Below are 24,579 nucleotides of genomic sequence, written 5' to 3'. Positions count from 1 at the left end.
TCCAGCCCGCCGAAGATCGCGCCGACGATCGGCATGATGATGTCATTGACAAGCGATTCGACGATCTTGCCGAAAGCGGCGCCGATGATGACGCCGACGGCCAAGTCCATCACATTGCCCTTGGAGATGAATTCCTGGAATTCTTTCAGCATTCGACCCTCCTTGCATCACGGGCCGCGCTGCCGCCTCTCCAGTCCTTCGACGCCGACCCAAGGTTCACAATAACAAAAACCCCCGGTTGCAAAACCGGAAAATGAGCCAAGGCACCGGTTTGTGTTTACATAGCGTCATCAAGCACATATGCGCCGAAAGCCGCGATGGACTTGGGCTCCAAGCTGTGATTGCGTCTAGCCCAGGCCAGGGTGGAGACCGACTTTGAATCAAGAATAGAGCATGATGTCGCCCGAAAACCGCTTCCCACTTTTCGGCATCATGCTCCAGGGAGGAAGTGCGGACCGTGCAAGGCTGGTTCGTCGTCATCATCGCGATCGCCTATGTGACGCTGCTTTTCGCCATCGCCAGCGTCGGCGACCGGCGTTCGGCTACGATCGGCCTGGGCCGGGCACGGCCTTTCATCTATGCGCTCAGCCTGGCCATCTACTGCACCTCCTGGACCTTTTTCGGCTCGGTCGGCCTTTCCTCCGAGCGCGGCCTCGAATTCCTCGGCATCTATACCGGTCCGGTGCTGGTCTTCGTGTTCGGCTTCCCGCTGCTCAACCGCATGATCCGGCTGGCAAAAAGCGAGAAGATCACCTCGATCGCCGACTTCCTCGGCGCCCGCTACGGCAAGAGCTTCACAGTCGCGGCGATCGCGACGCTGATCGCAACCGTCGGCGCGGTGCCCTACATCGCGTTGCAGCTCAAGGCGATCTCGGGCTCCGTCAGCCTGATGGTCGAGCACTATACCGGCTCGCCGCCCTCCTTCGATCCCTTCGTCAGCGATATCTCGCTGGTGGTGGCGATGCTTTTGGCGCTGTTCGCGGTGCTGTTCGGCACCCGCCATGCCGACGCCACCGAACATCAGGACGGGCTGGTGCTCGCGGTGGCGGTCGAGACCGTGGTCAAGCTCGCCGCCTTTCTCGCCATCGGCCTGATGGTGACGTTCCTGATCTTCGGCGGCCCCGGCGACATGTTCGCCAAGCTCGCCGGAAACGGCCAGGTGCGCCAGGCCATGAGCTACAGCACCTCCCTGGCCACCTGGCTGGTGCTGACTGGCCTCAGCGGCTTTGCCGTGCTGATGCTGCCGCGGCAGTTCTACGTCACGATCGTCGAGAACCGCAGCGAGGCGGAACTGCGCACGGCGACCTGGGTGTTCCCGCTCTATCTCGTGGCGATCAACCTCTTCGTGCTGCCGATCGCCTTTGCCGGCTTGTCGCTGGTCGGCACCAAGACCAGCAGCGACCTTTACGTGCTGTCGCTGCCGCTGCTCAGCGGGCATGACCTGCTGGCGATGGCCGCCTTCGTCGGCGGCCTGTCGGCGGCGACCGCCATGGTGATCGTCGAGAGCGTCGCGCTGTCGATCATGATCTCCAACGATCTCGTCATCCCGCTGTTCGTGCGGCGCGTGCTCAAGACCAGTTCCTCGGAGAACGAGGACTGGTCGACGCTCATCCTCAACGTGCGCCGCGCCTCGATCTTCATCATGCTGTTCATCGCCTTCCTCTATTATCGCGAGAGCACCAACAGCGCGCGGCTGTCGTCGATCGGCCTGATGTCGTTTGCCGCGATCGCGCAATTCGCGCCGGCGCTGATCGGCGGCCTGATCTGGCGCCGCGCCAATGGCCGGGGCGCAGCACTCGGCATGGTCGCCGGCATCGCCGTCTGGAGCTACACGCTGCTACTCCCCTCGTTGGTCGGTCCCGCTTCCGGCATCGTCGCCCATGGGCTGTTCGGCTTCGAGGCGCTGAGGCCGCAGGCGCTGTTCGGCACCGTCGGCGAGCCGCTGAACCATGGCGTGCTGTGGAGCCTCTCGGTCAACGCCCTGTTCTTCGTGCTTGGATCTCTGTCGCGAGCATCGGTACCGCTGGAGCGGATCCAGGCGGCGATCTTCGTGCCGCGCGAGGCCGGCCCGATGCCGAGCCTCAGGCGCTTCCGCACCGCCGTCACCGTCAACGACCTGAAGGATACGATCTCGCGCTATCTCGGCGTCGAGCGCACGGAGCGCTCGTTCCAATCCTTCGAGAGGGACGCGAAAGTCTCCCTGCACGGCACCGAACAGGCCAGCATGGATGTCATCCGCTTCTCGGAGCAGCTGCTGGCGAGCGCCGTCGGCTCTTCCTCGGCGCGGCTGATCCTGTCGCTGCTCTTCCGCCGCAACGATCGCGATTCCAAGGATGCCTTCAAGCTGCTCGACGACGCCACCGAGGCGCTGCAGCACAATCGCGACCTCTTACAGATCGCGCTCGACCAGATGGAGCAAGGCATCACTGTCTTCGACCGCGATTTCCGGCTGATCTGCTGGAACCGGCAATACCGGCTGCTGTTCGACCTGCCGGACGAGATGGGCCAGGTCGGCGTCTCGCTCGACCGGATCCTGCGCCATCTCGCCGAGCGCGGCGATATCCCCGCCGACCAGCGCGTGACGACGCTCAACCGGCTGACCAGCTTCGCCGGCCCGTGGCAGATGGAGCTCAAGACCAGCGGCCGCATCCTGGAGCTGCGCTCCAACCCGATGCCCGATGGCGGCATCGTCGCCACCTATGCCGACATTTCCGGCCGCGTCGAGCAGGACCTGGCGCTGAAGCGGGCCAATGAATCGCTGGAGCAGCGGGTCAAGACCCGCACCATCGAGCTCACCCGCGTCAACGAGGAACTGGCGCAGGCGCAGATGCTGGCCGAGGAAGCCAATCTCGGCAAGACGCGCTTCCTCGCCGCCGCCGGCCACGACATCCTGCAGCCGCTCAACGCGGCGCGGCTCTATTGCTCGTCGCTGATCGAGAAGGCCGGCAAGGGACCGGCCGGGAAGGCCGCCGTCAACATCGAATCCTCCCTGGAATCGGTCGAGACCATCCTCGGCGCGGTGCTCGATATCTCGCGGCTCGACGCCGGCGCCATGAAGCCCGAGAACGCCGCCTTCAACCTCGGCGGACTGCTCGGCCAGATCGGCAACGATTTTCGCCCTTTGGCCGCTGAAAAGAAGCTCGAACTCACGATCATCCCCTCCTCGCTCGGCGTCATGACCGACCGCAACCTGCTGCGCCGGCTGATCCAGAACCTCGTTTCCAACGCCATCAAATACACGCGCCAGGGCCGCATCCTGGTTGGCGTGCGGCGGCGCGGCGAGCTGGCCGAGATCCAGGTGATCGACACCGGCATCGGCATTGCCGGCGACAAGCTCAACACGGTCTTTCACGAGTTTACGCGCCTCGACGAGGGCGTGCGCGAGGCCGAAGGCCTTGGCCTGGGTCTCTCCATCGTCGACCGTATCGCCAGGGTGCTGAGGCTCGAGATCCGCATCTACTCCAACCCCGGCAAGGGCACGCGCTTTTCCGTCATCCTGCCGGTCGCGGCGGTCGCCGCGCCGCCGCGCGAAACCGGCAAGGCGCCGGCCCGCTCCGCCTCGACGCTTGCCGGGCTCAATGTGCTGTGCATCGACAATGACGCGCGCATCCTCGACGGCATGCGGCTGCTGCTCGAAGGCTGGGGATGCCATGTCGAGACGGCTTCGGGATCAGGCGATCTCGTGAAACCCGGCGCACCGAAACCGGACCTGGTGCTTGCCGACTATCATCTCGACGGCAGCACCGGGCTCGATGCCGTCGCCAGGCTGCGCGCCGCCTACGGACAGGACCTGCCCTGTGTGCTGGTCACCGCCGACCGCTCCAGCGAAGTGCGCGCGGCTGCAGGCCGGCTCGACATTCCCGTCGTCAACAAGCCGCTGAAGCCAGCGGTGCTGCGCTCGATGATGGCGCGCGTCAGGCCGCTGGCGCCGGCGGCGGAGTAGTCGCTGGCCGGTGCTTCAACCTCTACGTCCGAGACCTCTCAGATAAGCGCAGAACATGTCGACGAGCGCTTCTCCGACCGGCAGCTTCAGATGGAGCTGTCGGCCATTTGCGAATTGCGGAACCGAGGCCTCGCGCCACTAGCAGGCGGACGGTGATCGCGAAACGCCATGGCAAGGGTGCGCAACGCATCGCGCGACTGGGCGTCGGAGAGCGTGGACAACAGCACGATCTCCGATGCCGGCAGCGGCGGCAGGCCGAATTTGCGGCTGATCTCGATCGTGCCGGGCGGAACCAGGCGAGACGAGAAGGCGCCGGCGGCAAGGCCCGCCGACACGGCCTCCGCAACCGCGAAGGAGCCGCAGCCCAGGAAGACTTGTGTCCACGGTATACCGACCGCGTCGAGCGTGCCGGTGACGACGTCGCGGATGCTGCAGGAGGGCGAGGAGGCGGCCAGCCGCAGCGGCTCGCCAGCGCGGTAGACGAAGTCCGGCGTCGCGTACCAGCCGAAATGCTCGGGCGCCAGCACCTCGCCGTCGCGGCGGCCGTCCCCACGCCGCACGATCGCCGCATCGAGATCGCCGCGATCGAAGGCGGCGAGCAGGTCGCGTGTGTCGTCAAGCCTGACCTCGATGGTCAGCGCCGGGTCATGCGCACTGAGCCGCGCCAGCAAGGTCGGCACCTCGGCGCCGCCGACATGGGTGGCGATGCCGAGCCGAAAATGGCGGCGAACAGCCGTAAGACTGGCGACAGCGCGGTCGTGCGCGGCAAGCAGCTCGCGCGCCGGCTCCAGGAAGACGGCACCGCGCGTTGAAAGCCGCACCAGCCGCGGCGTCCGCTCGATCAGTCTTTCGCCGATCCGGTCTTCCAGCCGCTTCAGCTTGACGCTGATCGCGCCCTGGGTGCTGCCAATGGCGTCGGCGGCGTGGGTGAAGCTGCGTAGGTCGGCGACAGTAACGAAGGCTCTTACCGCATCTACGTCCAGCGTCATGTCAGCTATCCTGTTTTGTTGTCTCTGAAATAGCCAACCATGCAATTCTAAAATGATCAAGCCTGCCTTAACTTGGGTTGGGCGTACAGCGGCAAACCATCCGGTTTCGCCCTGCCCCAAGAAATTCGAGAGGTTTGACCATGACTCCTGTCCTCACCCGCCGGGGCATCGTCGTTCTGTTCGCCGCATGTCTTGCCTGCCTGATGTTCGGGCTGGAGATATCGAGCGTTCCCACCATCCTGCCGACGCTGGAGCAGGTGCTCAAGGCGGACTTCAGGCAACTGCAATGGGTGATGAACGCCTATACGATCGCCGTCACGAGCGTGCTGATGGCGGTCGGCACCATTGCCGATCGTTATGGGCGCAAGCGCGTCTTCCTGGTCTCGATCGCCGCCTTCGGGCTTGCCTCGCTGATCTGCGGCCTGGCGGGCAACGTCTCGACGCTGATCGCCGCGCGCTTCCTGCAGGGGTTGAGCGGCGGCGCGATGCTGATCTGCCAGCTCGCCGTGCTGTCGCATGAGTTCCAGGACGGGCGCGAGCGCGCCGTGGCCTGGGGCTGGTGGGGCGTCGTCTTCGGCATCGGCCTCGGCTTCGGTCCGATCATCGGCGGCGGTATCGTCGCCGTGTCGAGCTGGCAATGGGTGTTCCTCATCCATGTAGCGGTTGCGGTCGTCGCCTTCGTGCTTGCCTTGGGCGGGGTCCATGAATCGAGAGATCCGCAAGCGGGCAGGCTGGATCTCGCCGGCATCCTGACCTTGTCGCCTTCCGTCTTCTGCCTCGTCTTCTACATCACGCAGGGACCGGAGCTCGGATTTGCCAGCCCCGCCGCCCTGGCGATCCTTGGCCTGTCGATCGCGAGCTTCGTGGCTTTCCTCGTCGCCGAAAGGGTCAGCAAGCGGCCGATGTTCGACTTTTCGGTGTTTCGCATCCGCCCGTTTTCCGGCGCGATCGTCGGCTCGGCGGCGATGAATATCAGCTACTGGCCGTTCATGATCTATCTGCCGATCTGGTTCCACGCAGGCCTCGGCCTCGACAGCTTCGCCACCGGCCTTGCCTTGCTCGCCTACACGCTGCCGACGCTGGTCATGCCGCCTTTGGCCGAGCGGCTGTCGCTGCGCTACCGGCCCGGCGTCATCATCCCGGCGGGGCTTGCGATCATCGGCGTCGGTTTCTTCCTGATGAAATGGGGCAGCGCCGCGGCCCATGCCAGCTGGCTGACCATGCTGCCCGGCTGCCTGATCGCGGGCGCCGGGCTCGGCATCACCAACACGCCGGTCACCAACACGACCACCGGCTCGGTTTCGCGCAACCGCGCCGGGATGGCGTCCGGCATCGACATGAGCGCGCGCATGATCTCGCTTGCGGTGAACATCGCGGTGATGGGCTTCATCCTGGCGAACGGCGTGCTCTCCCATCTCATGATCGCGCTGCCCGATCTCGACAGCGCAAGACTCCGTCAGTTCGCCGAGGCGATCGCGGCCGGCAATCCGGTGCCGAGCCTGCCGGACGACGTCCCGCATGGCGCGCTGGCGAGCGGCTTTGGCTGGGTGATGCTCTATGGCGGCGTCGCCGTATGGATCATGGCGGCGATCGGCTTTGCGATCTTCAAGGCACGACCGGCGCGGCAGGAAGCGGTTCAGCGCCCGGACTGAAACGGACGGTCAGCCGACCGGCTGCAGCGGGTCGCCGCCGATCTTCGACAGCTGGATCACCGCCTGGGTGCGGCTGTCGACACCGAGCTTCTGCAGGATGGCCGAGACATGCGCCTTGATGGTGGCCTCGGAGACGCCGAGTTCATAGGCGATCTGCTTGTTGAGCAAGCCCTCCGCCAGCATGCCGAGCACTCGCGTCTGCTGCGGCGTCAGGGCCTGCAGGCGCTTGATCAGGTCGGAGATCTCCGGATCGCGCTCGACGCCGAGCTCGATACCGGCGGGCGCGGCGATATCGCCGGCAAGCACCGCCTGCACGGCGGCGCGGATTTCTTCCATGCTGGCCGATTTGGAAATGAAGCCGGACGCTCCGAGATCGAGCGCGCGGCGGATGGTGACGGGATCGTCATGCGCCGACACCACCACCAGCGGCACCGCCGGATGGATACCGCGCAGCGAGATCAGGCCGGAGAGGCCGCTGGCGCCCGGCATCGACAGGTCGAGCAGCACCATGTCGACATCCTCGTTGGCGAGCACCAGCGCCTTGGCGCTTTCGAAATCCCCTGCCTCATGGATGGCGGCAACGTCGCCGACGCCGGCCAGCGCCTCCTTCAGCGCGCCGCGAAAAAGCGGATGGTCGTCGGCAATGACGAAAGTGTGGCCCGACGGCAAATATTCCTCCCCCGATCCCATCATCATTGTGTGCTTCTTGCGGGGACCGGAATGATTATGCGGTGACGCGGCGCGTTTTCAAGCGGCAAAGGCCGCGCGCGGGGTTTTCCCCAACGGTTCGGCTCTTGTTTTGCGCAATTCCGGACGGAAAACCGCTATGCACTTTTCCTGAAATTGCGCCCTCGGTTCAGGTCTTCTGGTTCAGCTTGCCGCTGTCGCCGTCTTCCTTGTCCATGTCCTTGACGATGTCCTTGAAGGTTCGGAAGAACTGCTCCATGTAGCCCATCGTCTTGTTGAAGTCCTCCTGGCTCGGCAGTTGCGATTCCAGCCGGGCCGAGAGCGAATTCTCGAGCTTGGCGACGCGCGCGTCGAGCGCCTTGACCGAATTGTCGAGCCGGTCGATCTCGTCCTGGTAGGCGGCCCGCTCGTCGGCCGCCATCTTGCAGACGAGCTGGCCGGTGCGCTCCTCGCAGATCGACATGGCGCCGGTCCTTGTGTCCATGCGGACATAACCGTCGGCGGACTTCTCCAGCCGATAGTGGTCGGTCTCCTCGGAATAGGCGGACGCGGCAACCAGCGAGCAGAGCGCCGCGGGGATCAGGATGTGCTGCAGACGCATAGTGTCCTCCATGAGCCAGTGAAGGCGGGCTATCACAGGTTTGCGCCGGAAATGGGGAAGAGTCGAGCTTGAGCCTTCCCCGCACCTTCGGTTCGGACTATAGCGCGACAATGTCTCAGATTATCTACAAGATCGCCCCCGAGGCGCTTTGGCGCGAAGCCGAGAGGAACGGGCGCTTCATCGGCGCGCCGATCGACATCGCCGACGGCTTCATCCATTTCTCCACCGCCGGCCAGGTGCGCGAGACCGCGGCCAGGCATTTCGCCGGCCAGAGCGATCTGCTGCTTATCGCCATCGACGGGGCTAAGCTGGGCGACGCGCTGAAATACGAGGTGTCGCGCGGCGGCGCCCTGTTCCCGCATCTTTACGCTCCGCTCGCTCTCGATGCCGCCCTCTGGGTCAAGCCGCTGCCGCTCGGCGCGAACGGCCACGAATTCCCGGCGCTGGAGGGCGAATGAGCGTGCTCGACCGGATCGGCCAGAAGCTGCTTTTCTCGTTCGATCCGGAAACCGCGCACGGCATGTCGATCGCGGCTTTGCGCTGCGGGCTTCCGGTCGGCGCGACCACGACGCGCGACGCGCGTCTCAAAACCCGCCTCTGCAGCCTCGACTTCCCGAATCCGCTGGGCATGGCGGCCGGCTACGACAAGAACGCCGAGGTTCCGGACGCGCTGCTGGGGCTCGGCTTCGGCTTTGCCGAGGTCGGCACCATCACGCCGCAGCCGCAATCGGGCAATCCGAAGCCGCGCATCTTCCGGCTGATGGCGGACGAGGCGGTGATCAACCGGCTGGGCTTCAACAATGAGGGTCACGCGGCCGCGGAAAAGCGGCTTGCCGCGCGCAAGGGGCGGCCGGGTATCATCGGCGTCAACATCGGCGCCAACAAGGACAGCGCCGACCGCATCGCCGACTATGAGCGCGGCGTCGCCCGCTTCGCGCCCTATGCGAGCTATCTGACCGTCAACATCTCCTCGCCAAACACGCCGGGCCTGCGCAACATGCAGGCGCGCGAGCAGCTCGGCGAATTGCTGTCGCGGGTGATGGCCGCGCGCGCCACCGCTCTTGCGCAACCGCCCGTCTTCCTCAAGATCGCGCCGGACCTCGTCGAAGCGGGACTCGAAGACATCGCCGCCGAGGTCGTCGAGAAGGAAGTCGATGGCGTCATCGTTTCCAACACGACGCTGGCGCGGACCGGATTGCGGAGCGCGACCATGGCCGGTGAAGCCGGCGGTCTCTCTGGAAAACCATTGTTCGAGCGTTCGACCGCGGTTCTGGCCCGGATGCGCAGGCTGCTTGGCCCGCAGATCGCGATCATCGGTGTCGGCGGCGTCGATTCCACCGAGGCGGCATTGGAAAAGATCCGCGCCGGCGCCGACCTCGTCCAGCTCTACACCGGGATGATCTATGCCGGGCCGGCGCTGCCCGGGCGCATCGTTGCCGGCATGGCGCGCTTTGTGGAGAAGGAGCGCCTCAAATCTATCAGAGAGCTGCGCGATACCGGCTGCGCAAGCTGGTCCGAACGACTCTGACGAGTTTCCGCCAAACCGGGAGGACAGACGATGGCCGAGGTTCTGAACTCTGTCGTGGACTCGATCGGTGGAACACCATTGGTCCGGCTCGACAGGCTGACGGCGCAGGCAGGCGTCGACGGCGCAATCCTCGCCAAGCTGGAATATCTCAATCCGGGCTTTTCCAAGAAGGACCGTGCGGCGCTTGGAATAATCGAGGAAGCCGAAAGGTCCGGCGCCATCAAGCCGGGGCAAACGGTGGTCGAGCTTACCTCCGGAAACATGGGAACGGGGCTCGCGATCATCTGCGCCGTCAGGGGTTACCCCTTCGTCGCCGTGATGTCGAAGGGCAACTCCGAAGAGCGCGCACGCATGATGACGGCGCTCGGCGCGGAAGTTATCCTCGTAGACCAGTTGCCGGGGTCGGTGCCGGGACAGGTCTCGGGTGGCGATCTGGCGCTCGTCGAGCAGGCGGCCAGAGCGGTCACGGAGGAACGAGGCGCGTACCGCGCCGACCAGTTCCATCGCGACGGCAACTGGCTTGCGCATTATCACGGTACCGGGCCGGAAATCTGGGACGCCAGCCATGGCGCCGTCGATGCATTCGTCGACTTCATCGGCTCGGGCGGCACGTATGCCGGGGTGGCGAGGGTGCTCAAGGAGCGCAATCCCCTGATCAAGTGCTTCATCGTCGAGCCTGAGGGCGCCGCGGCGGCAGCGGGAGAGACGGTCACCCAACCCGAACACCCGATTCAAGGCGGCGGCTACGCCATGCCGGACCTGGCATTCCTGACCAACGCGCCCGTCGATGGCTATCTTCAGGTGTCCGGCGACGAAGCGCGAGAGGCGACGCGCTTGCTCGCGCGCAGCGAAGGTATCTTCGGCGGCTTTTCCTCCGGGGCGAATGTGGCTGCCGCGTTGCGTCTCCTGCGCGGCGATCAATCAGGCAAGACGATCGCTGTCGTGATTTGCGATTCCGGGCTGAAATACCTCTCGACCGACCTCTGGAGCTGAGAAAAGCTGGCGCTCGACCGGAGCCGAACGATGGGCGCTAAAATGCCGTGCGCACTCTGAGCCTGAGCACTGCAAGCAAGCTCACTCCCCGCACCAGCAGGAAGACGTGCAGCGACGCCCAGAGCCCGTTGTTGCCGAAGGCCGGCGCAAGCGTGATGAGCGCGGCGCTGAAGACGAGGAACGACAACAGCATCATGTTGCGCATGTCGCGCGACCAGGTGGCGCCGATGAAGACGCCGTCCATCTGGAAGGCGAGCACGCCGCTCAGCGCGGTGAAGGCCGCCCAGGGTAGATAGGCGTCGGCGATCGTGCGGACTTCTTGAGACGTCGTCACCAATGCCACAAGGTTTGCGCCCGCCGTCAGCAGGATGAGCGTGGCAGCGCCGGCGAGGCCGAAACCCCAGACCAGCGTCAGTTGCACGGCACGACGAAACGGCGCTGCAGCCTGCGCGCCGATGGCGCGGCCTGCCAATTGCTCGGCCGCCGTGGCGAAGCCGTCGAGGAAATAGCCGGCGATGAGGAAGAAATTCATCAAGACCGCGTTGGCGGCGAGCGTCACCGTGCCGAACTGCGCGCCCTGCCTGGTGAACAGCGCGAAGGCGGCAAGCAACGAGAAGGAGCGGATCATGATGTCGCGGTTGAGCGACAGCATGCGCCGGTAGGCGGGCAAATCGAGGATGCGGCGGCGCGACGGCCGCTCCAGCCTGCGGAAACGGGCGAGCACGATTGCCAAGCCGAGCAGCATGGCGAGGAACTCGCCGGTGACGGTCGCCCAGGCGACGCCGGCTACGCCCCAGCCGAGCTCGAGGCCGAGCAGGAAGCAGAGCACGATGTTGATGCCGTTGAGCACGGCCTGCAGCATCAGCCCGAGCCCGCCTTCGCCGCGCCCCAGCACGTAGCCCAGTATGGCGTAGTTGATCAGCGAGAAGGGCGCGGCGAGCAGCCTGATGCGGATATAGACCGACATCGCCGCGCTGACGCGCGGCTCGGCGCCCATGAACCACTGGCCGGCGACGGCAAAGAGCGGCGAAAGGGCCGCCAGTATGACGCCAGCGACGACCGCGATCAGCACGGCGCGCCAGAGCACCGCCTGTTCCTCCAACGGATCGCCGCGCCCGAAGGCCTGGGCGACGAGGCCGGTGGTGCCGGAGCGCAGGAAGTTGAAGGTGGTGAAGACGACGTCGAAGACCAGCGATCCCGCCGCCAGGCCGCCGAGCAGGGCCGCGTCGCCGAACTGGCCGACCACCGCCGTGTCGACGATGCCGAGCAGCGGCGTCGTCAGATAGGCAAGCGTCATCGGCACGGCGATCGCCAGCACCGAGCGGTTGGTGACGGCGAAGGATCTGGCGCCGGTTTGGGTTGCGTCCATTGCTGCCTGGCTGATTGCGGCTTGATCGAGGACCCGATGTGCCCCAGTTTGCCGGCCTCACGCAACCGCCATCCGCCGGACTGCCAACCGAATTTCAGACTTGGCTCAGACCTCCCGATCCATGCCGCTGCAGATCGTCCATCACCCAGACTATGACGCCGGCTTCGCCGTCAACCATCGCTTTCCGATGAGCAAATATCCGCTTTTGATGGCGGCCTTGCGCATGCGTGGGCTGGCCAAGCCGGACGCGCTTTGGATGCCGGAACCAGCGCCGACCGCAAGGCTGAAGCTTGCGCACGCGGCCGACTATGTCGACCAGGTGATCGCCTGCCAGGTGCCGGAGAAGATAGAGCGCGAGATCGGCTTTCCGGTCGGTCCGCGCGTGTCGCTGAGGGCACAGCTCGCTACGGCGGGCACGGTGCTGGCCGCCAGGCTGGCGCTGAAACACGGCATTGCCTGCAACGCCGCCGGCGGCAGCCATCATGCCAGGCGCGCGCACGGCGCCGGCTTCTGCACCTTCAACGATGTCGCCGTCGCCTCGCTGGCGCTGCTGGCCGAAGGCGCCGTCGAAAATGTCCTGGTTGTCGATCTCGACGTGCACCAGGGCGACGGCACGGCCGATATCCTCAAGGACAAACCGCGCGCCTTCACCTTTTCCATGCATGGCGAGCGCAACTACCCGGTGCGCAAGATCGCCTCCGACCTCGACGTCGCCTTGCCGGACGGCACCGGCGACGACGCCTATCTCGAGCGGCTCGCCGCCATCCTGCCGGAACTATCCGGGAAAAGGCGCTGGGACCTCGTCTTCTACAACGCCGGCGTGGACGTTCATGCCGAGGACAGGCTCGGCCGGCTGGCGCTGAGCGACGACGGCCTCACCGCCCGCGAAGACATGGTCATCGGCCATTTTCGCAAGCAGGGCGTGCCGCTTTGCGGCGTCATCGGCGGCGGCTATTCGACCGACGTGCCGGCGCTGGCGGCGCGCCACGCCATCCTGTTCGAGGTCGCATCCCGATACGCGTGATGCCAGGCCGGGCTATTTCCTGTAGCTGGCGATCCGAAGCAGGATGAACACCGGCACGACGATCGCCGCGCCGAGCAGGATATAGCCGAGGAAGCGGTCGATGGCGTGGAAGCCGAGATTCCACAAATCGACGAAGAACTGGCGGATGCCATAGAAGACGTCCATCGGCGACCAGCCGAAGGCATGCATGACGAGGCCGACGAGGAAGGAGACCACGAGCAGCTTCAGGAACACCCTGAGCGGCGTGTCGCCAAGAAAGCGCGTCAGTGCGGACAAGGCCATTCTCCGGTTCGAGCCGCCTGATTCGGCAGCGCGACATCAGAGATACGCACTCGGTCGCCCGCCAGCAAGCTGCGCGACCGCCAGGCAGTGCTTAATTTTGCGTAAACAAAAATTCAGCAAATTGCTGAAAATAAACAGAAAAATCTTCACCTATCCGGCCCGCGCAATGTGCGTGCAATTTTCACCTGACAGATAGGTCCCGTCTTTCGAGCAGCGTGTCGCACCGGAAGTTCGGGTCGCAAGACAGGCGCCTTGCGGCACGGGATTCTATTGCCCGCAAAAGACAAGCGAACCGGAGCGGTCATCCCAGGAGCCAGCTCCACTGGTCAATCCGCGCATGGCCCTGTCCTGCGCATGCGTTTGGAGTATTGAGCATGTTTTATCGAACCAAGATTGCCCTGGCGGCGGCTTTCGCCGCCTGTCTCGGTGGAGCGGCGATGGCCGCCGACCTGTCGCCCGCCTACAACGATCCGCCGGCTTTCCAGTGGAGCGGCGCCTATGTCGGCGTCCATGGCGGAACCGCCTTCACCAAGATGCCCAACCCGTTCGCCGGCCGGAATGGCTGGAGCGGCGGCGTGCAGGCCGGCTACAACATACAGACAGGGCCCGCCGTCTTCGGCGCCGAGCTCGAAGGCTCTTATCTGGGCGGCGCCGAACACAATGTCGAGGGCGGCAAGATCAAGGAGAAATGGCGCGCCGCCGCCAAGGCCAAGGCTGGCCTTGCCTTCGACCAGACATTGGTCTTCGGCACTGCCGGCCTGGCCATGACGACATTCGACAAGGCAGGCGGCGTACGCGACACCGACAGCCGCAAGCTCGGCTATCTGGTCGGTGCCGGCGTCGAGCAGGCCTTTGCCGGCGGCCTCTCCGCCAAGATCGAATACGACTATATCCGCACGCCCGACGTGGAAACGAGATCGGCCTTCGGCAAAGCGAAGACCGATATAGGCAGCCAGGAACTGAAGGCCGGCATCAACTACCGCTTCTAGGGCCTGGGAACGCCGGAGACCAGTTTTCCGCGGCGGCCCGATCCCCGCCGATCTCCACCGCGGGAAACTGCCTTTCTCCGCCATCGCAGAAGCGGCCGGAGCCAACGGACGCCCGCGTAATGTCGATGCAATTTTCGTGGCCTAGCTGCCGGAGCGCATCACTATCCCAGGAATCAGATCATGTTCATGACAAGCAGAGGCCTCAACCTGGCGCTGAAGGCCTTCTTCGCCGCGGCGCTCATCGGCATGTCGGCCTGCGCCTCCGACATCATGAAGAACTATGTCGGACAGCCAGTCGAGTCGGTCGTCCTCGATTACGGCCCACCGACAACCGTCGTCGAGCTCGGCCCGGGCGAGCGCGCCTATCAGTGGCGCAAGGTCTCTACCAACGTGGTCTCCAGCTCATCGAGCGGCGAGGTCCGACATACCAAGCACGGCACCGAATATGAGGAGACCGAGGCGCCCGGCTATGTCGAGCGTCAGGAATGCTTTTACACCTTCTACGCGCGCTCCTCGGGTGGTCGCTGGTTCATCACGAATTTCCGCAAGCCGAAGCTGGAGTGCGAGTAACGCGATCGCAAACGGCTGGCTGGCTCTTGCCCACCGACGCTCAAGGCCCTAGCCCACCCCATGGCCGCGTGCGGTGCTGCCGCCACGCTGACGGAGACTGGACATGCGTATCCTGCTGATCGAGGACGAGCCGGAAATGGCGTCGGTGCTCAAGACGGCGCTGGAGCGACAGGATTTCATCGTCGACCGCACCGCGACGCTGGCCGACGCCGAGATCATGGCCAAGGTCGGGACGCATGATGCGATCGTGCTCGACCGCCGTCTGCCCGATGGCGAGGGCCTCGATCTCATTCCGCGCCTGCGCGCCATGAATGTCGATACGCCGGTGATCGCGCTGACGGCGCTGGCCGGCATCAACGACCGTGTCGTCGGGCTCAATGCCGGCGCCGACGATTATATGGTGAAACCCTTCGCCACCGAGGAGCTGGTGGCGCGGCTGCGCGCGCTGCACCGCCGCCAGTTCACCTTGCGCGCCGACCGCATCGAGGTCGGCTGCTTAATTTATGATTTTCGCGACCGCGAAGCGCTGGTGGACGACAAGGCTCTCGACTTGCCCCGGCGCGAGCGGCTGGTGTTGGAAACGCTGATCCGGCGGCCGGGCCGGACGGTGATGCGCCGGACGCTGGAAGAGGCCGTTTATTCGCTGGATGACGAGATCGGTTCGAACGCGCTCGACGCGCATATTTCCAGGCTGCGCCGCAAGCTGGAAGAGGCCGCCGCGGGCGTCGAGATCCGCGCCATCCGCAACATCGGCTATCTTCTCAGGACCTTGCCGTGAGGCAGCGGCGGACACGTTCGCTGCAATGGGTGCTGGTGCGGCGGTTGATCCTGTTGCAGGCGGCGATGCTTGCGATCTTCATCGCGCTTTGCGCTGCGGCGCTATGGATTTCCAATCCGCACTGGCTGGTCGACAATGAGGCGGCCGTCGCAGCGTTGAAGAATGCTGTCGAGCGCAACGATGAGGGTGGCCTGGTGGTGCGCGAAACGGCAGAGCTTCGCCAATTCCGCGAGAGGTTCCCCCACCTCTGGTACATTATCCGCGACGGCAAGGGCCAAAGCCTCCGTGCAGGCGCCGTTCCCGATGTCTATACCAAGACGCCAGGCGATCTGCTGGATGGAGTAGACCGCGCGACCCTTGAATTCGCCAAGGACGATTCTAGGCCCGAAGCCTATGTCGAAAACGTCGCCACCAAGGCCGGTCTGGTGCAGGTCATCACCTCGACACGGTCATCGCGCGGCGAGACCGACGGGCTGGAGATCAATATATCGGCGACGATCGACGTCGCTCACAATCCCGACGGCAGCCGGAACTGGGAGCGAGCCCTGCCCGCGCTGGCGCTGATCATCGCCATGTTGCTTTTGCCCATCATCGTGGTCATGGGCATCACAACTTTGGTGACGACACCGGCCGTGGTGCGCAGGTCGTTCGCCGGACTCGTCGACACCGCCGAGCAGGCTGCCCGTATCGACATCAACACGCGCGGCCTGCAATTGCCGGTGCAGCGCGTGCCGCAGGAGATCGCGCCGCTGGTGCGGGCCTTCAACCAGACGTTGGCGCGCCTTGCCCATGGCTATGACCAGCACAACCGCTTCCTGACGGACGCCGCGCATGAATTGCGCACGCCGATAGCTATCCTGCGCACGCGGGCGGAACTGTTGACGAAGGAGCCGCAAAGCGAGCGCCTGCTGCAGGACATCGAGCGGCTGTCGCACCTTGCCCAGCAATTGCTCGATCATCAGATGCTGGAACGCCCGGCCGACGAGCGCCAGATCGTCGATCTGGTCGAACTCGGCCGCCGGGTCGCCGCCGATTTCGCGCCGCTCGCGATCGAGGCCGGCTACGACCTTGCCTTCGAGCCGGCGCCCCAAGAGAAGGTTCATGTCCGGGGGAACGGCTCGCAGATCGAACGCGCCCTGGCCAATTTATTGCGCGATGCCATCGACCATGGCGGCGGGGCCGGCACGATCACCGTCGCGGTCGACAAAAACGGCGGCATGGAGGTGCGCGACGAAGGCCCGGGCATCCCGCCGGCAGAACGGGAGAATGTATTCCAGCCCTTCTACCGGCTGCAACCGCAGTCGCGCGGCGCCGGCCTCGGCCTCAACCTTGCCCGGCGGATCGCGGAGCTGCATGGCGGTAGCGTCAGGATACTGAGCGGCGCATCGGCAGGTGCCTGGGTGCGCATGGAACTGCCCACCTTGCCGTCGTAAGTGGTTCCGCTTTGCCGATTGCTTGAGGCCCGGCCATCATGGTAACGAGGGCTCGCGCGGGTATGATGTAATGGTAGCCTGTCAGCTTCCCAAGCTGAACGCGCGGGTTCGATTCCCGCTACCCGCTCCAACTTGCAGTGAAACTCTGAGCCGGTTGGAGCAGCTTGCGGTTGTTGCGCGGAAGTATAAAAGCGAAGCATGCCGCGCGCCCTGTCGAAATACACTATTCGGGAATGGTTCAGACTACGACCGTTGGTCGACCGCAAGAATCATGCGCGTTATCAGGTTCGGGAGCGGATCGCGCTGGCCAGGACTGCTGGCCCGGTGCCTCTTACCACTATCCGCAACCGAAGAGTCTTGGTCACGATCAGTTTCAACGATGCCCAAGTGATCGATTGGCAAACCAAACTTGTCGCAAGATACGTTCCGGAAGCGATCCATGTGGTTGCCGACAACTCAACTGACCTGTCGGCAAGAGATGCTATTCGCGATATCTGCGCGAAGGCCAATGTTGCTTTCGCGGCAGTGCCGGCAAACCCATGGATCGTACGAGAGATCGATGGAGGCAAATCGCACGGCTATGCGCTGAATTGGGCTTGGAAGAACATCGTCCTTGCAAACCGACCTTCGATGGTCGGTGTTCTGGATCACGATATTTTCCCCACCGAAAGGACAGACCCGTTTCGCATGTTGGATCGGGCCAGAGTCGCCGGATTGGTTCGAATCGCGCCGGGTGAGCGCTGGTACCTATGGCCCGGTTTTGCCTTCTTCAACCTGGATAGGTTGCCGACAGACCGGCTCAACTTCGGTAGAGATTGGCTTGATGGGTTTGATACTGGCGGCCTGAACTGGCGCTGTCTATACCGTCAACTCAGCGACGAAGACCTGTGCAAGGCCGACTATGAGCGTATCGCCGTCGCGACCGACACGGCAATGGACGAAGCGCTTTTCGAGCGCATTGACAACTGGCTTCATGAGAGCCGCTACACGACCGACATTGATATGGCAACAGCGCGCCGCCGGCAGTTGCTTGAGCTCAAGCGACGCAGGATCCTGGATACCTTGATGGCTCTGCCTGCATAATTCGACTGCTCCAGACGGTCGGGGTAACTGTACTGGTCGATCAGTTCACGCTATCGACGCGTTATGGCGATGTTTAGAGAGCTTCGGACAAGACTGGGTTTGCGAAAACCGTACCCTGGCAGGCATGTCACCATAGGCCGAAAGACCTATGGCGTGGACTTCGGAAACATTTTCCAGGCGACCGCAGAAGCGCCTGTCAGCATTGGAAACTATTGCTCGATCGCTGCCGGCGTACTTTTTATCGCTGCCGGCGAGCATCCGATGTCTTTGGTGTCTAGCTATCCTTTTCCAGGCTCTGACCAGTTCGGATCGCCCACACGGGACATCGCAAAGGGGCCGATCACGATAGGCAATGACGTATGGATCGGTTCACGCGCCATTGTTTTGTCGGGTGTAAAGATAGGTGACGGCGCAGTCGTTGGCGCCGGCGCAGTGGTCTCGAAGGACGTCGAGCCATATGCCGTGGTTGCAGGTAACCCTGCGAAGTTAATCCGGCATCGATTTGAGCCGAAAATCGTTGAAGGACTTCTGGCCATCCGCTGGTGGGATTGGAACGACAATCAAATCGAAGCGGCGATGCCCGATTTCCACGCCTCGGTCTCCGAATTCGTCTCGAAGTATCGGGCGGCGTAAATAATCAACAGCTCCATGCGACATCGAAAGAACGGGCATCGTTTCCGAAGCTGAGCCGAGAAAAACCGAGAAATACGGCGGCGAAACAGGCGGCAGCCGATAACTGTCAGGGATGGGTCTCGCATAATCGTGCAAGACCCATCCCCTCAAAGGCGATTGCGCGCCTGAACTACAGCCAGATGTTGATCCAGTAGCGCTCGCGCCAGCAGCGACGGCGCCAGCGGCCATGACGCCAGACGCGGCGGCAGACATGCCTCCACCCGCGCCGACGGCGACGCCCGCGGTGGCGCCAGCGCCAATCTCCGTGATAGTGACGGTGGTGGGAAACCAGATCCACCTCGGGCTGATCGTCACCGTCGAAGACTGCATTGTCCGGCTTGTCGAGCTCGTCCAGAATTCCGTTGCCGGCGGGAATACCGGCAACCGCCTTGCCAGGTCCGGCCAGGCTTGCCAGTGCCGCCGCCCCCGCAACGCCAAGCATTCCAGTCAGAAACAATCGACGTTCCATCAAAACCTCCCGAGCTGTTGAGCATCGGCGGCTCTTCCCTTACCCGCAACGGGCTCCAGCGAGCGACCGATCGGTTTGAACGTACAAGTAGCATTCTCGTTCCATTACCCAACTTCGCGCAAGATGAAGTCGTGCAGCATCTTCGCGGCGGGCGAGAGCACGCGGTTCTTGACCGTGATCAGGCTGTAGGGCCGGACTTCGATGTCGAATTCGGTCTGCACGACGTCGATCGCGCCGGCGAGCCCATCGCCGCCTTGAATGAACTTGGCGACCTGGATCGAGACAGGTGCGATGGCATCCGACTGCGCCACCATCACCAAGGTGAGCAGCAGCGAAGAGGTGTTGAGGATGCGGTCGGGCAACGGGATGTCGCGGTTCAAAAAGTTGCTTTCCATCGCCTGGCGCAGCGGCGAGCCGCCAGACTGGAACACCCAGTCATAGCTTGCCGTCTCCTCCAGCCGCACCATCCTGCCGCTCGCCAAGGGGTGGCCGCGGCGCACGATGAGGCAGGCCTTCTCGACGCCGATGACGCGCGATTCGAAGAGCCGCGGATTGAGGTCGTCGGGGATGCGGGCGATGATGAAATCGTGGCGCGACGCGATCAGCTCGCGGGCGAGCACGTTCGAGGTCTCGACCTGCATGGTGATCTCGATGCGCGGATAGATGCGGCGGATCTCGCGGATCGCCGGCACGGCCAATTCGATCGCCGGCGCCGTCACGGCGCCCAGGAAGACCGAGCCACCCTTGCCGGCCTTGAGCTCGGAAATCTCGCGATCGGCCTCCCGCATCTCGAGCAGAATCGAGCGGGCGCGCCGGGCGAGCGCCTGGCCGTAAGGGTTCAGCGTCACGCCGCGCGGCAGCCGCTCGCACAACTTCACGTCGAGCACCGCCTCCATCTCGGCGATCATTCGCGAGGCGGCCGGCTGGGAGATGTTCATGACCTGGGCGGCGGCGCTTACCCGTCCGTGATCGTCCAGCGCGGCGATCATACGCATATGGCGAAGACTGAGGCCGCTGCGCAGCAGCGTCTCGCCGTCTCCCGGCAACTTCTCGTAACTCCCTGAAATCGCATCGGGATCGCGCAATGCCGCCATTATTTTTGATCTCTTGTCCGGGTTGCTGTCAGTCCCTTAAGCTATATCAGCTTCGATATAGCAACCAGCAAAGATCGCATTTGACAGTTATGTCAAAGGGACCCACCCTTCCCGCGTTCCGAGGCGCAGCAGTCGGCAACGAGCAAATTCGTATCGATTGAAACTGCGTCGCGGGACCGATTGGGAGGATACCGGAGATCGATAAAGTCGGCGGAGGCGCGCCAGCGCTCCTGTCCGACCGCGCGGCCCGCGAAGCCCCGAGGTGTCGCGTCCATCAACCAGGGAGAGTAATCGTGAAGATCATCAAGACGCTGGCCGCCGTGGCGGCCCTTGGCATTGCCGCCATGAGCTATTCGGCGCACGCCGCCGACAAGGGCCTCATAGGCGTGCTGATGCCGACCAAGACCTCGCAGCGCTGGATCAACGACGGCGACGCCGTCAAGTCTCAGCTCGAGAAGCTCGGCTACACCGTCGACCTGCAATATGCGCAGGACGACATCCCGAACCAGCTCAGCCAGCTGGAAAACGAAATCACCAAGGGCCCGAAGGCGCTGATCATCGCTTCGATCGACGGCACCACCATGGCCGACGCGCTGCAGAAGGCCAACGATGCCGGCGTCGTCGTCGTCGCCTATGACCGCCTGATCAAGAAGACCAAGAATGTCGACTACTACACCACCTTCGACAATTTCGGCGTCGGCGTGATCCAGGCGAATTCGCTGGTCAAGGGCCTCAAGGAGCGCTTCCCGAACACCAAGCCGTGGAACGTCGAGCTGTTCGGCGGCTCGCCGGACGACAACAACGCCTTCTTCTTCTACAATGGCGCCATGTCGGTCCTGCAGCCGCTGATCGATGACGGCTCGATCAAGATCAAGTCCGGCCAGATGGGCATGGACAAGGTCGGCACGCTGCGCTGGCTCGCCGCCACCGCGCAGGCGCGTATGGACAATTTGCTTTCGGCCAACTACTCGGACGGCAGCCGCGTCGATGGCGTTCTGTCGCCCTATGACGGCCTGTCGCGCGGCATCACCGCCTCGCTTCGCGCCGTCGGCTACGGCACCGACGCCCAGCCCTGGCCGATCGTGACCGGCCAGGACGCCGAAACCGCCTCGGTCAAGCTGATCATCTCGGGCGAGCAGTATTCGACGGTGTTCAAGGACACCCGCGAGCTGGCCAAGTCGACCGTGGAGTTGGTCGACAAGGTGCTCTCCGGCGGCAAGCCTGAGGGCCTCGACACCAAGACCTACAACAACGACGTCAAGGTCGTTCCCTCGATCCTCCTGACGCCGGTTGAGGTCGACAAGTCGAACTATCAGAAGCTGGTCGTCGACTCCGGCTACATCAAGGCCGACGAGCTGAAGTAATCCAGCCCACAGGAAGGGGTCCTGCGCGACCGCAGGACCCCTTTTCGTTCACAAGCGAGCCCGGTATTGTTTTTGCCGGCTTCTGCAGCGATGCGCCGTCGCGGCGCGAACCAGACTGCAGTATGTTGATTTCGCGCATGGGCCTTTCCACGATCGATGCCGATTTGGGAGCCGTGCGCCAGGGAGCAGATCCTGATGGCCTCGACGATTTTGGAGATGCGCGACATCACCAAGACGTTCCCCGGCGTGAAGGCGTTGTCGAACGTCAATCTCAGCGTCGAGGAAGGTGAGATTCACGCCGTCGTCGGCGAGAACGGCGCCGGCAAGTCGACGCTGATGAAGGTGCTGTCGGGCGTCTATCCATCCGGCACCTATGACGGCCAGATCGTTTTTCGCGGCCAGGAATGCAATTTCAAAGGCATCCACGACAGCGAGCATATCGGCATCGTCATCATCCACCAGGAGCTTGCGCTGGTGCCGATGCTGTCGATCGCGGAAAACATCTTCCTCGGCAATGAGCACGCCACCTACGGCGTCATCGACTGGGACGCCAACGAGACGCGAACGGCTGCCCTGCTCAAGAAGGTCGGGCTCAACGAAGACCCCAAGACGCTGATCACCAATATCGGCGTCGGCAAGCAGCAGCTGGTCGAGATCGCCAAGGCGCTGAGCAAGGAAGTGAAACTCCTGATCCTCGACGAGCCGACGGCTTCACTTAGCGAAAAGGACAGCCAGGCGCTGCTCGACCTCCTGCTCGAGTTCAAGCGCCAGGGCATGACCTCGATCCTGATCTCGCACAAGCTCAACGAGGTGAACCGCGTCGCCGACAAGGTGACGGTGATCCGCGACGGGCGCACCATCGAGACCTTGCCGCGAAAAGACATCTCGGAAGACCGCATCATCACCTCGATGGTCGGCCGTTCGCTCGACGACCGCTACCCGCCGCGCGAGCCGAAGATCGGCGAGGTCGTCTTCGAAGTGAAGAACTGGTCGGTCTACCACCCGATCCATGCCGGGCGGCAGGTGATCAAGAACATCAATCTCAATGTGCGCAAGGGCGAGGTGGTCGGCATTGCCGGACTGATGGGCGCCGGCCGTACCGAATTCGCGATGAGCCTGTTCGGCCGCACCTACGGCCGGCACATCACCGGCGAGGTCTTGCTTGAAGGCAAGCCGATCGACCTCTCATCGGTGAGCAAGGCGGTGGAAAACCGCATCGCCTATGTCACCGAGGACCGCAAGACCTATGGCCTCAACCTGATCGACCACATCAAGCACAATGTGACCCTGGCCAACCTGTCCGGTGTTTCCAGCCGCGGCGTCATCGACGACATGCGCGAGATGAGCGTGGCCAACGACTATCGCAAGAAGACCAACATCCGCGCCTCCAGCGTCTACCAGCTGACCGGCAATCTCTCGGGCGGCAACCAGCAGAAGGTGGTGCTGTCGAAATGGCTGTTCGCCGATCCCGAAGTTCTGATCCTCGACGAGCCGACCCGCGGCATTGACGTCGGCGCCAAATACGAAATCTATACGATCATCGCCCGCCTTGCCGCCGAAGGCAAAGCGGTCATCGTCATCTCGTCGGAAATGCCGGAATTGCTCGGCATCACCGACCGCATCTACGTCATGACCGAAGGGCGCATCGTCGGCGAAATGGCGGCGAGCGACGCCAGCCAGGAGAAGATCATGCGCGCCATCGTTCGGGGAGAAGGAAAAGCATCATGAGCACAGAAACCTCTCCCGCGCCGCAGAGCGGCATCGCCGAAGACGTCAAGCAGCAGGGTCCGCGCGTCGCGGTCTCGGCGCTGACGACGAATTTGCGCGAGTACGGCCTGATCATCGCGCTGATCGTTATCATGCTGTTCTTCCAGTACACGACGTCGGGAACGCTGTTCAAACCGGTCAACCTCTCGAACCTGGTGCAGCAGAACTCGTTCATCATCGTGATGGCGCTCGGCATGCTCCTGGTGATCGTCTCCGGCTATATCGACCTCAGCGTGGGATCGGTCGCCGGCTTCATCGGCGCGCTCGCGGCTATGATGATGGTCATCTGGCCGCTCGGCATATTCTCGAATCCGCTGGTGGTCTCGATCGTCTGCCTGGTCGTCGGCGCGCTTATCGGCGCGGCGCAAGGCTACTGGATCGCCTATCACAAGATACCGAGCTTCATCGTGACGCTGGCCGGCATGCTGATCTTCCGCGGCATCTGCCAGGCATTGCTTGGCGGCGGCTCGTCGGTCGGCCCGCTGCCGGACAGCTTCAAGGCGCTGAGCTCCGGCTTCATCCCGGACGTCATCGGCCCGCTGACGTTGATCCCGCCGACGGTGAACGCGGCCGGCAAGACCATCCTCGGCAGCGGCCTCACCCTGCATATGACGACGGTCGTGCTCGGCCTGGTCGGGGTGCTCGCCTACGCCTATTTCGGCTTCAGGACGCGGCGCAAGCGCGAGCGCCACGGCTATGAGGCGGAGCCCTTCCCGCTGTTCGTCATCAAGACGCTGGTGGGCGGCGCGCTGGCGCTGTTCCTGGTCTTCCAGTTCGCCAGCTACAGGGGCTTCCCGGTGGTGCTGCTGGTGATGGGCGTGCTTATCTCGCTGTTCGTCTTCGTCACCAAGCGCATGACCATCGGCCGCCGCATCTACGCCATGGGCGGCAACGCCAAGGCCGCACAGCTCTCAGGCATCAACACCGAGCGGTTGACGCTGATGGTGTTCATCAACATGGGCGTGCTGTCGGCGCTCGGCGGCCTGATCATCGCGGCGCGCCTCGGCCAGGCCGTGCCGGCGGCGGGTCTCGGCTCAGAGCTCGACGTCATCGCGGCCGTCTTCATCGGCGGCGCCTCGGCAATGGGCGGCGTCGGCCAGGTGATCGGCGCGGTGGTCGGCGGCTTCATCATGGGCGTGATGAACAACGGCATGTCGATCATGGGCGTCAATGTCGACTGGCAGCAGGTGGTCAAGGGCCTGGTGCTGCTCGGCGCCGTGATCTTCGACGTCTACAACAAGAACAAGGCTTAGTGCATGTCGCCCAAAAGCGCTTAGCGGTTTTGGGGAAAC

The 24,579-nt window shown here is 63.8% G+C and carries 23 protein-coding genes and 1 tRNA gene; 16 read left to right on the top strand and 8 right to left on the bottom strand.

The annotated features are described in order from the left end of the window. On the bottom strand, window positions 1-152 hold a 152-nt coding region (mscL, locus tag RFM52_RS20380), incomplete at its 3' end, for a large conductance mechanosensitive channel protein MscL (protein ID WP_320327871.1). 305 nt (window positions 153-457) lie between these two features. Between mscL and RFM52_RS20375 the strand changes: the two genes are divergently transcribed. Further along, window positions 458-3,943: a PAS domain-containing hybrid sensor histidine kinase/response regulator gene (locus RFM52_RS20375; RefSeq protein WP_320297649.1), complete on the top strand. Its 3,486-nt coding sequence runs from the start codon at window positions 458-460 to the stop codon at window positions 3,941-3,943. Between the two features lie 86 nt (window positions 3,944-4,029). Here RFM52_RS20375 and RFM52_RS20370 read toward each other — a convergent pair whose 3' ends face one another. Next, a complete protein-coding gene (locus RFM52_RS20370; protein ID WP_320297650.1) occupies window positions 4,030-4,932 on the bottom strand; it encodes a LysR substrate-binding domain-containing protein in 903 nt (300 codons plus the stop codon). A gap of 140 nt (window positions 4,933-5,072) precedes the next feature. Between RFM52_RS20370 and RFM52_RS20365 the strand changes: the two genes are divergently transcribed. Continuing rightward, the gene (locus RFM52_RS20365) at window positions 5,073-6,584 is read left to right on the top strand and encodes an MFS transporter (RefSeq protein ID WP_320297651.1); all 1,512 of its coding nucleotides are present in this window, start codon (window positions 5,073-5,075) and stop codon (window positions 6,582-6,584) included. A gap of 9 nt (window positions 6,585-6,593) precedes the next feature. Here the strand turns inward: RFM52_RS20365 and RFM52_RS20360 are convergent, their stop codons facing one another. Then, on the bottom strand, window positions 6,594-7,253 hold the full coding sequence (locus RFM52_RS20360) for a response regulator transcription factor (protein WP_320297799.1): 660 nt from the start codon (window positions 7,251-7,253) through the stop codon (window positions 6,594-6,596). A gap of 187 nt (window positions 7,254-7,440) precedes the next feature. Then, the gene (locus RFM52_RS20355) at window positions 7,441-7,872 is read right to left on the bottom strand and encodes a hypothetical protein (RefSeq protein ID WP_320297652.1); all 432 of its coding nucleotides are present in this window, start codon (window positions 7,870-7,872) and stop codon (window positions 7,441-7,443) included. 110 nt (window positions 7,873-7,982) lie between these two features. Between RFM52_RS20355 and RFM52_RS20350 the strand changes: the two genes are divergently transcribed. Genes RFM52_RS20350 through RFM52_RS20340 form a run of 3 tightly spaced genes read left to right on the top strand, consistent with a single transcriptional unit; the run spans window position 7,983 to window position 10,393 of the window. Next, window positions 7,983-8,330: a DUF952 domain-containing protein gene (locus tag RFM52_RS20350; RefSeq protein WP_320297653.1), complete on the top strand. Its 348-nt coding sequence runs from the start codon at window positions 7,983-7,985 to the stop codon at window positions 8,328-8,330. Further along, a complete protein-coding gene (locus RFM52_RS20345; RefSeq protein ID WP_320297654.1) occupies window positions 8,327-9,400 on the top strand; it encodes a quinone-dependent dihydroorotate dehydrogenase in 1,074 nt (357 codons plus the stop codon). Before RFM52_RS20350 ends, RFM52_RS20345 begins: the two co-directional genes overlap by 4 nt. 30 nt (window positions 9,401-9,430) lie before the next feature. Next, a complete protein-coding gene (locus tag RFM52_RS20340; protein ID WP_320297655.1) occupies window positions 9,431-10,393 on the top strand; it encodes a PLP-dependent cysteine synthase family protein in 963 nt (320 codons plus the stop codon). A gap of 37 nt (window positions 10,394-10,430) precedes the next feature. Here RFM52_RS20340 and RFM52_RS20335 read toward each other — a convergent pair whose 3' ends face one another. Next, window positions 10,431-11,762 (bottom strand): MATE family efflux transporter, encoded by a 1,332-nt coding sequence (locus tag RFM52_RS20335; protein ID WP_320297656.1) that lies wholly within the window; start codon window positions 11,760-11,762, stop codon window positions 10,431-10,433. Window positions 11,763-11,883: 121 nt separating this feature from the next. Here RFM52_RS20335 and RFM52_RS20330 point away from each other — a divergent pair, with 121 nt between their 5' ends. Further along, window positions 11,884-12,786 (top strand): histone deacetylase family protein, encoded by a 903-nt coding sequence (locus RFM52_RS20330; protein WP_320297800.1) that lies wholly within the window; start codon window positions 11,884-11,886, stop codon window positions 12,784-12,786. 12 nt (window positions 12,787-12,798) lie between these two features. Here RFM52_RS20330 and RFM52_RS20325 read toward each other — a convergent pair whose 3' ends face one another. Further along, window positions 12,799-13,068 (bottom strand): DUF6460 domain-containing protein, encoded by a 270-nt coding sequence (locus RFM52_RS20325; protein WP_181166832.1) that lies wholly within the window; start codon window positions 13,066-13,068, stop codon window positions 12,799-12,801. Window positions 13,069-13,442: 374 nt separating this feature from the next. Here RFM52_RS20325 and RFM52_RS20320 point away from each other — a divergent pair, with 374 nt between their 5' ends. The 7 genes from RFM52_RS20320 to RFM52_RS20290 all read left to right on the top strand — a co-directional run bounded on the left by RFM52_RS20320 (window position 13,443) and on the right by RFM52_RS20290 (window position 18,554). Next, a complete protein-coding gene (locus RFM52_RS20320) occupies window positions 13,443-14,057 on the top strand; it encodes an outer membrane protein (protein ID WP_320297657.1) in 615 nt (204 codons plus the stop codon). 186 nt (window positions 14,058-14,243) lie between these two features. Next, window positions 14,244-14,627 (top strand): hypothetical protein, encoded by a 384-nt coding sequence (locus RFM52_RS20315; protein ID WP_320297801.1) that lies wholly within the window; start codon window positions 14,244-14,246, stop codon window positions 14,625-14,627. 103 nt (window positions 14,628-14,730) lie between these two features. Continuing rightward, window positions 14,731-15,405, top strand: a complete 675-nt coding sequence (locus RFM52_RS20310) for a response regulator transcription factor (RefSeq protein ID WP_320297658.1) — start codon at window positions 14,731-14,733, stop codon at window positions 15,403-15,405. After that, entirely contained in the window at window positions 15,402-16,838 is a 1,437-nt protein-coding gene (locus tag RFM52_RS20305) for a sensor histidine kinase (protein ID WP_320297659.1), read from the top strand. The genes RFM52_RS20310 and RFM52_RS20305 overlap by 4 nt, the downstream gene beginning before the upstream one ends. A gap of 56 nt (window positions 16,839-16,894) precedes the next feature. Further along, window positions 16,895-16,968 (top strand) — tRNA-Gly (locus RFM52_RS20300). 68 nt (window positions 16,969-17,036) lie between these two features. Then, entirely contained in the window at window positions 17,037-17,921 is an 885-nt protein-coding gene (locus tag RFM52_RS20295; RefSeq protein WP_320297660.1) for a hypothetical protein, read from the top strand. A gap of 153 nt (window positions 17,922-18,074) precedes the next feature. Continuing rightward, a complete protein-coding gene (locus tag RFM52_RS20290; protein WP_320297661.1) occupies window positions 18,075-18,554 on the top strand; it encodes a CatB-related O-acetyltransferase in 480 nt (159 codons plus the stop codon). Window positions 18,555-18,723: 169 nt separating this feature from the next. On the opposite strand, the gene RFM52_RS20285 is transcribed toward RFM52_RS20290, so the two are convergent. Both RFM52_RS20285 and RFM52_RS20280 read right to left on the bottom strand, forming a co-directional pair. Further along, window positions 18,724-19,062 (bottom strand): protamine-2 (modular protein), encoded by a 339-nt coding sequence (locus RFM52_RS20285; protein ID WP_320297662.1) that lies wholly within the window; start codon window positions 19,060-19,062, stop codon window positions 18,724-18,726. A gap of 104 nt (window positions 19,063-19,166) precedes the next feature. After that, window positions 19,167-20,156, bottom strand: coding sequence for a LysR family transcriptional regulator (locus RFM52_RS20280; RefSeq protein ID WP_320297663.1), 990 nt, complete (start codon window positions 20,154-20,156; stop codon window positions 19,167-19,169). Between the two features lie 293 nt (window positions 20,157-20,449). Here RFM52_RS20280 and chvE point away from each other — a divergent pair, with 293 nt between their 5' ends. From chvE to mmsB, 3 genes are all read left to right on the top strand, one after another. Next, window positions 20,450-21,520 carry a multiple monosaccharide ABC transporter substrate-binding protein gene (gene chvE, locus RFM52_RS20275; protein WP_320297664.1) on the top strand — a complete coding sequence of 357 codons (1,071 nt, stop codon included), beginning with the start codon at window positions 20,450-20,452 and terminating at the stop codon, window positions 21,518-21,520. A gap of 195 nt (window positions 21,521-21,715) precedes the next feature. Continuing rightward, window positions 21,716-23,248, top strand: a complete 1,533-nt coding sequence (gene mmsA, locus RFM52_RS20270) for a multiple monosaccharide ABC transporter ATP-binding protein (RefSeq protein WP_320297665.1) — start codon at window positions 21,716-21,718, stop codon at window positions 23,246-23,248. Continuing rightward, window positions 23,245-24,540, top strand: a complete 1,296-nt coding sequence (gene mmsB, locus RFM52_RS20265; protein ID WP_320297666.1) for a multiple monosaccharide ABC transporter permease — start codon at window positions 23,245-23,247, stop codon at window positions 24,538-24,540. The genes mmsA and mmsB overlap by 4 nt, the downstream gene beginning before the upstream one ends. Window positions 24,541-24,579: the final 39 nt, after the last annotated feature.

The organism is Mesorhizobium humile, from assembly GCF_033977215.1.
GTDB classification, from domain to species: Bacteria; Pseudomonadota; Alphaproteobacteria; order Rhizobiales; family Rhizobiaceae; genus Mesorhizobium; species Mesorhizobium humile.
Note: the sequence above shows the minus strand (reverse complement) of the source record. Positions and strands in the feature narration are given on the sequence as shown.

Excerpts from the sequence above, each read along its gene's own strand:
- RFM52_RS20355 (WP_320297652.1), bottom strand. The coding sequence starts at position 7,872 with ATGCGTCTGCAGCACATCCTGATCCCCGCGGCGCTCTGCTCGCTGGTT.
- RFM52_RS20330 (WP_320297800.1), top strand. The coding sequence starts at position 11,884 with ATGCCGCTGCAGATCGTCCATCACCCAGACTATGACGCCGGCTTCGCC.
- RFM52_RS20310 (WP_320297658.1), top strand. The coding sequence starts at position 14,731 with ATGCGTATCCTGCTGATCGAGGACGAGCCGGAAATGGCGTCGGTGCTC.
- RFM52_RS20365 (WP_320297651.1), top strand. The coding sequence starts at position 5,073 with ATGACTCCTGTCCTCACCCGCCGGGGCATCGTCGTTCTGTTCGCCGCA.
- RFM52_RS20345 (WP_320297654.1), top strand. The coding sequence starts at position 8,327 with ATGAGCGTGCTCGACCGGATCGGCCAGAAGCTGCTTTTCTCGTTCGAT.
- mmsA (WP_320297665.1), top strand. The coding sequence starts at position 21,716 with ATGGCCTCGACGATTTTGGAGATGCGCGACATCACCAAGACGTTCCCC.
- mmsB (WP_320297666.1), top strand. The coding sequence starts at position 23,245 with ATGAGCACAGAAACCTCTCCCGCGCCGCAGAGCGGCATCGCCGAAGAC.
- RFM52_RS20295 (WP_320297660.1), top strand. The coding sequence starts at position 17,037 with ATGCCGCGCGCCCTGTCGAAATACACTATTCGGGAATGGTTCAGACTA.
- RFM52_RS20285 (WP_320297662.1), bottom strand. The coding sequence starts at position 19,062 with ATGGAACGTCGATTGTTTCTGACTGGAATGCTTGGCGTTGCGGGGGCG.
- RFM52_RS20350 (WP_320297653.1), top strand. The coding sequence starts at position 7,983 with ATGTCTCAGATTATCTACAAGATCGCCCCCGAGGCGCTTTGGCGCGAA.
- RFM52_RS20320 (WP_320297657.1), top strand. The coding sequence starts at position 13,443 with ATGTTTTATCGAACCAAGATTGCCCTGGCGGCGGCTTTCGCCGCCTGT.
- RFM52_RS20325 (WP_181166832.1), bottom strand. The coding sequence starts at position 13,068 with ATGGCCTTGTCCGCACTGACGCGCTTTCTTGGCGACACGCCGCTCAGG.
- RFM52_RS20335 (WP_320297656.1), bottom strand. The coding sequence starts at position 11,762 with ATGGACGCAACCCAAACCGGCGCCAGATCCTTCGCCGTCACCAACCGC.
- RFM52_RS20340 (WP_320297655.1), top strand. The coding sequence starts at position 9,431 with ATGGCCGAGGTTCTGAACTCTGTCGTGGACTCGATCGGTGGAACACCA.
- RFM52_RS20315 (WP_320297801.1), top strand. The coding sequence starts at position 14,244 with ATGACAAGCAGAGGCCTCAACCTGGCGCTGAAGGCCTTCTTCGCCGCG.
- RFM52_RS20370 (WP_320297650.1), bottom strand. The coding sequence starts at position 4,932 with ATGACGCTGGACGTAGATGCGGTAAGAGCCTTCGTTACTGTCGCCGAC.
- RFM52_RS20280 (WP_320297663.1), bottom strand. The coding sequence starts at position 20,156 with ATGGCGGCATTGCGCGATCCCGATGCGATTTCAGGGAGTTACGAGAAG.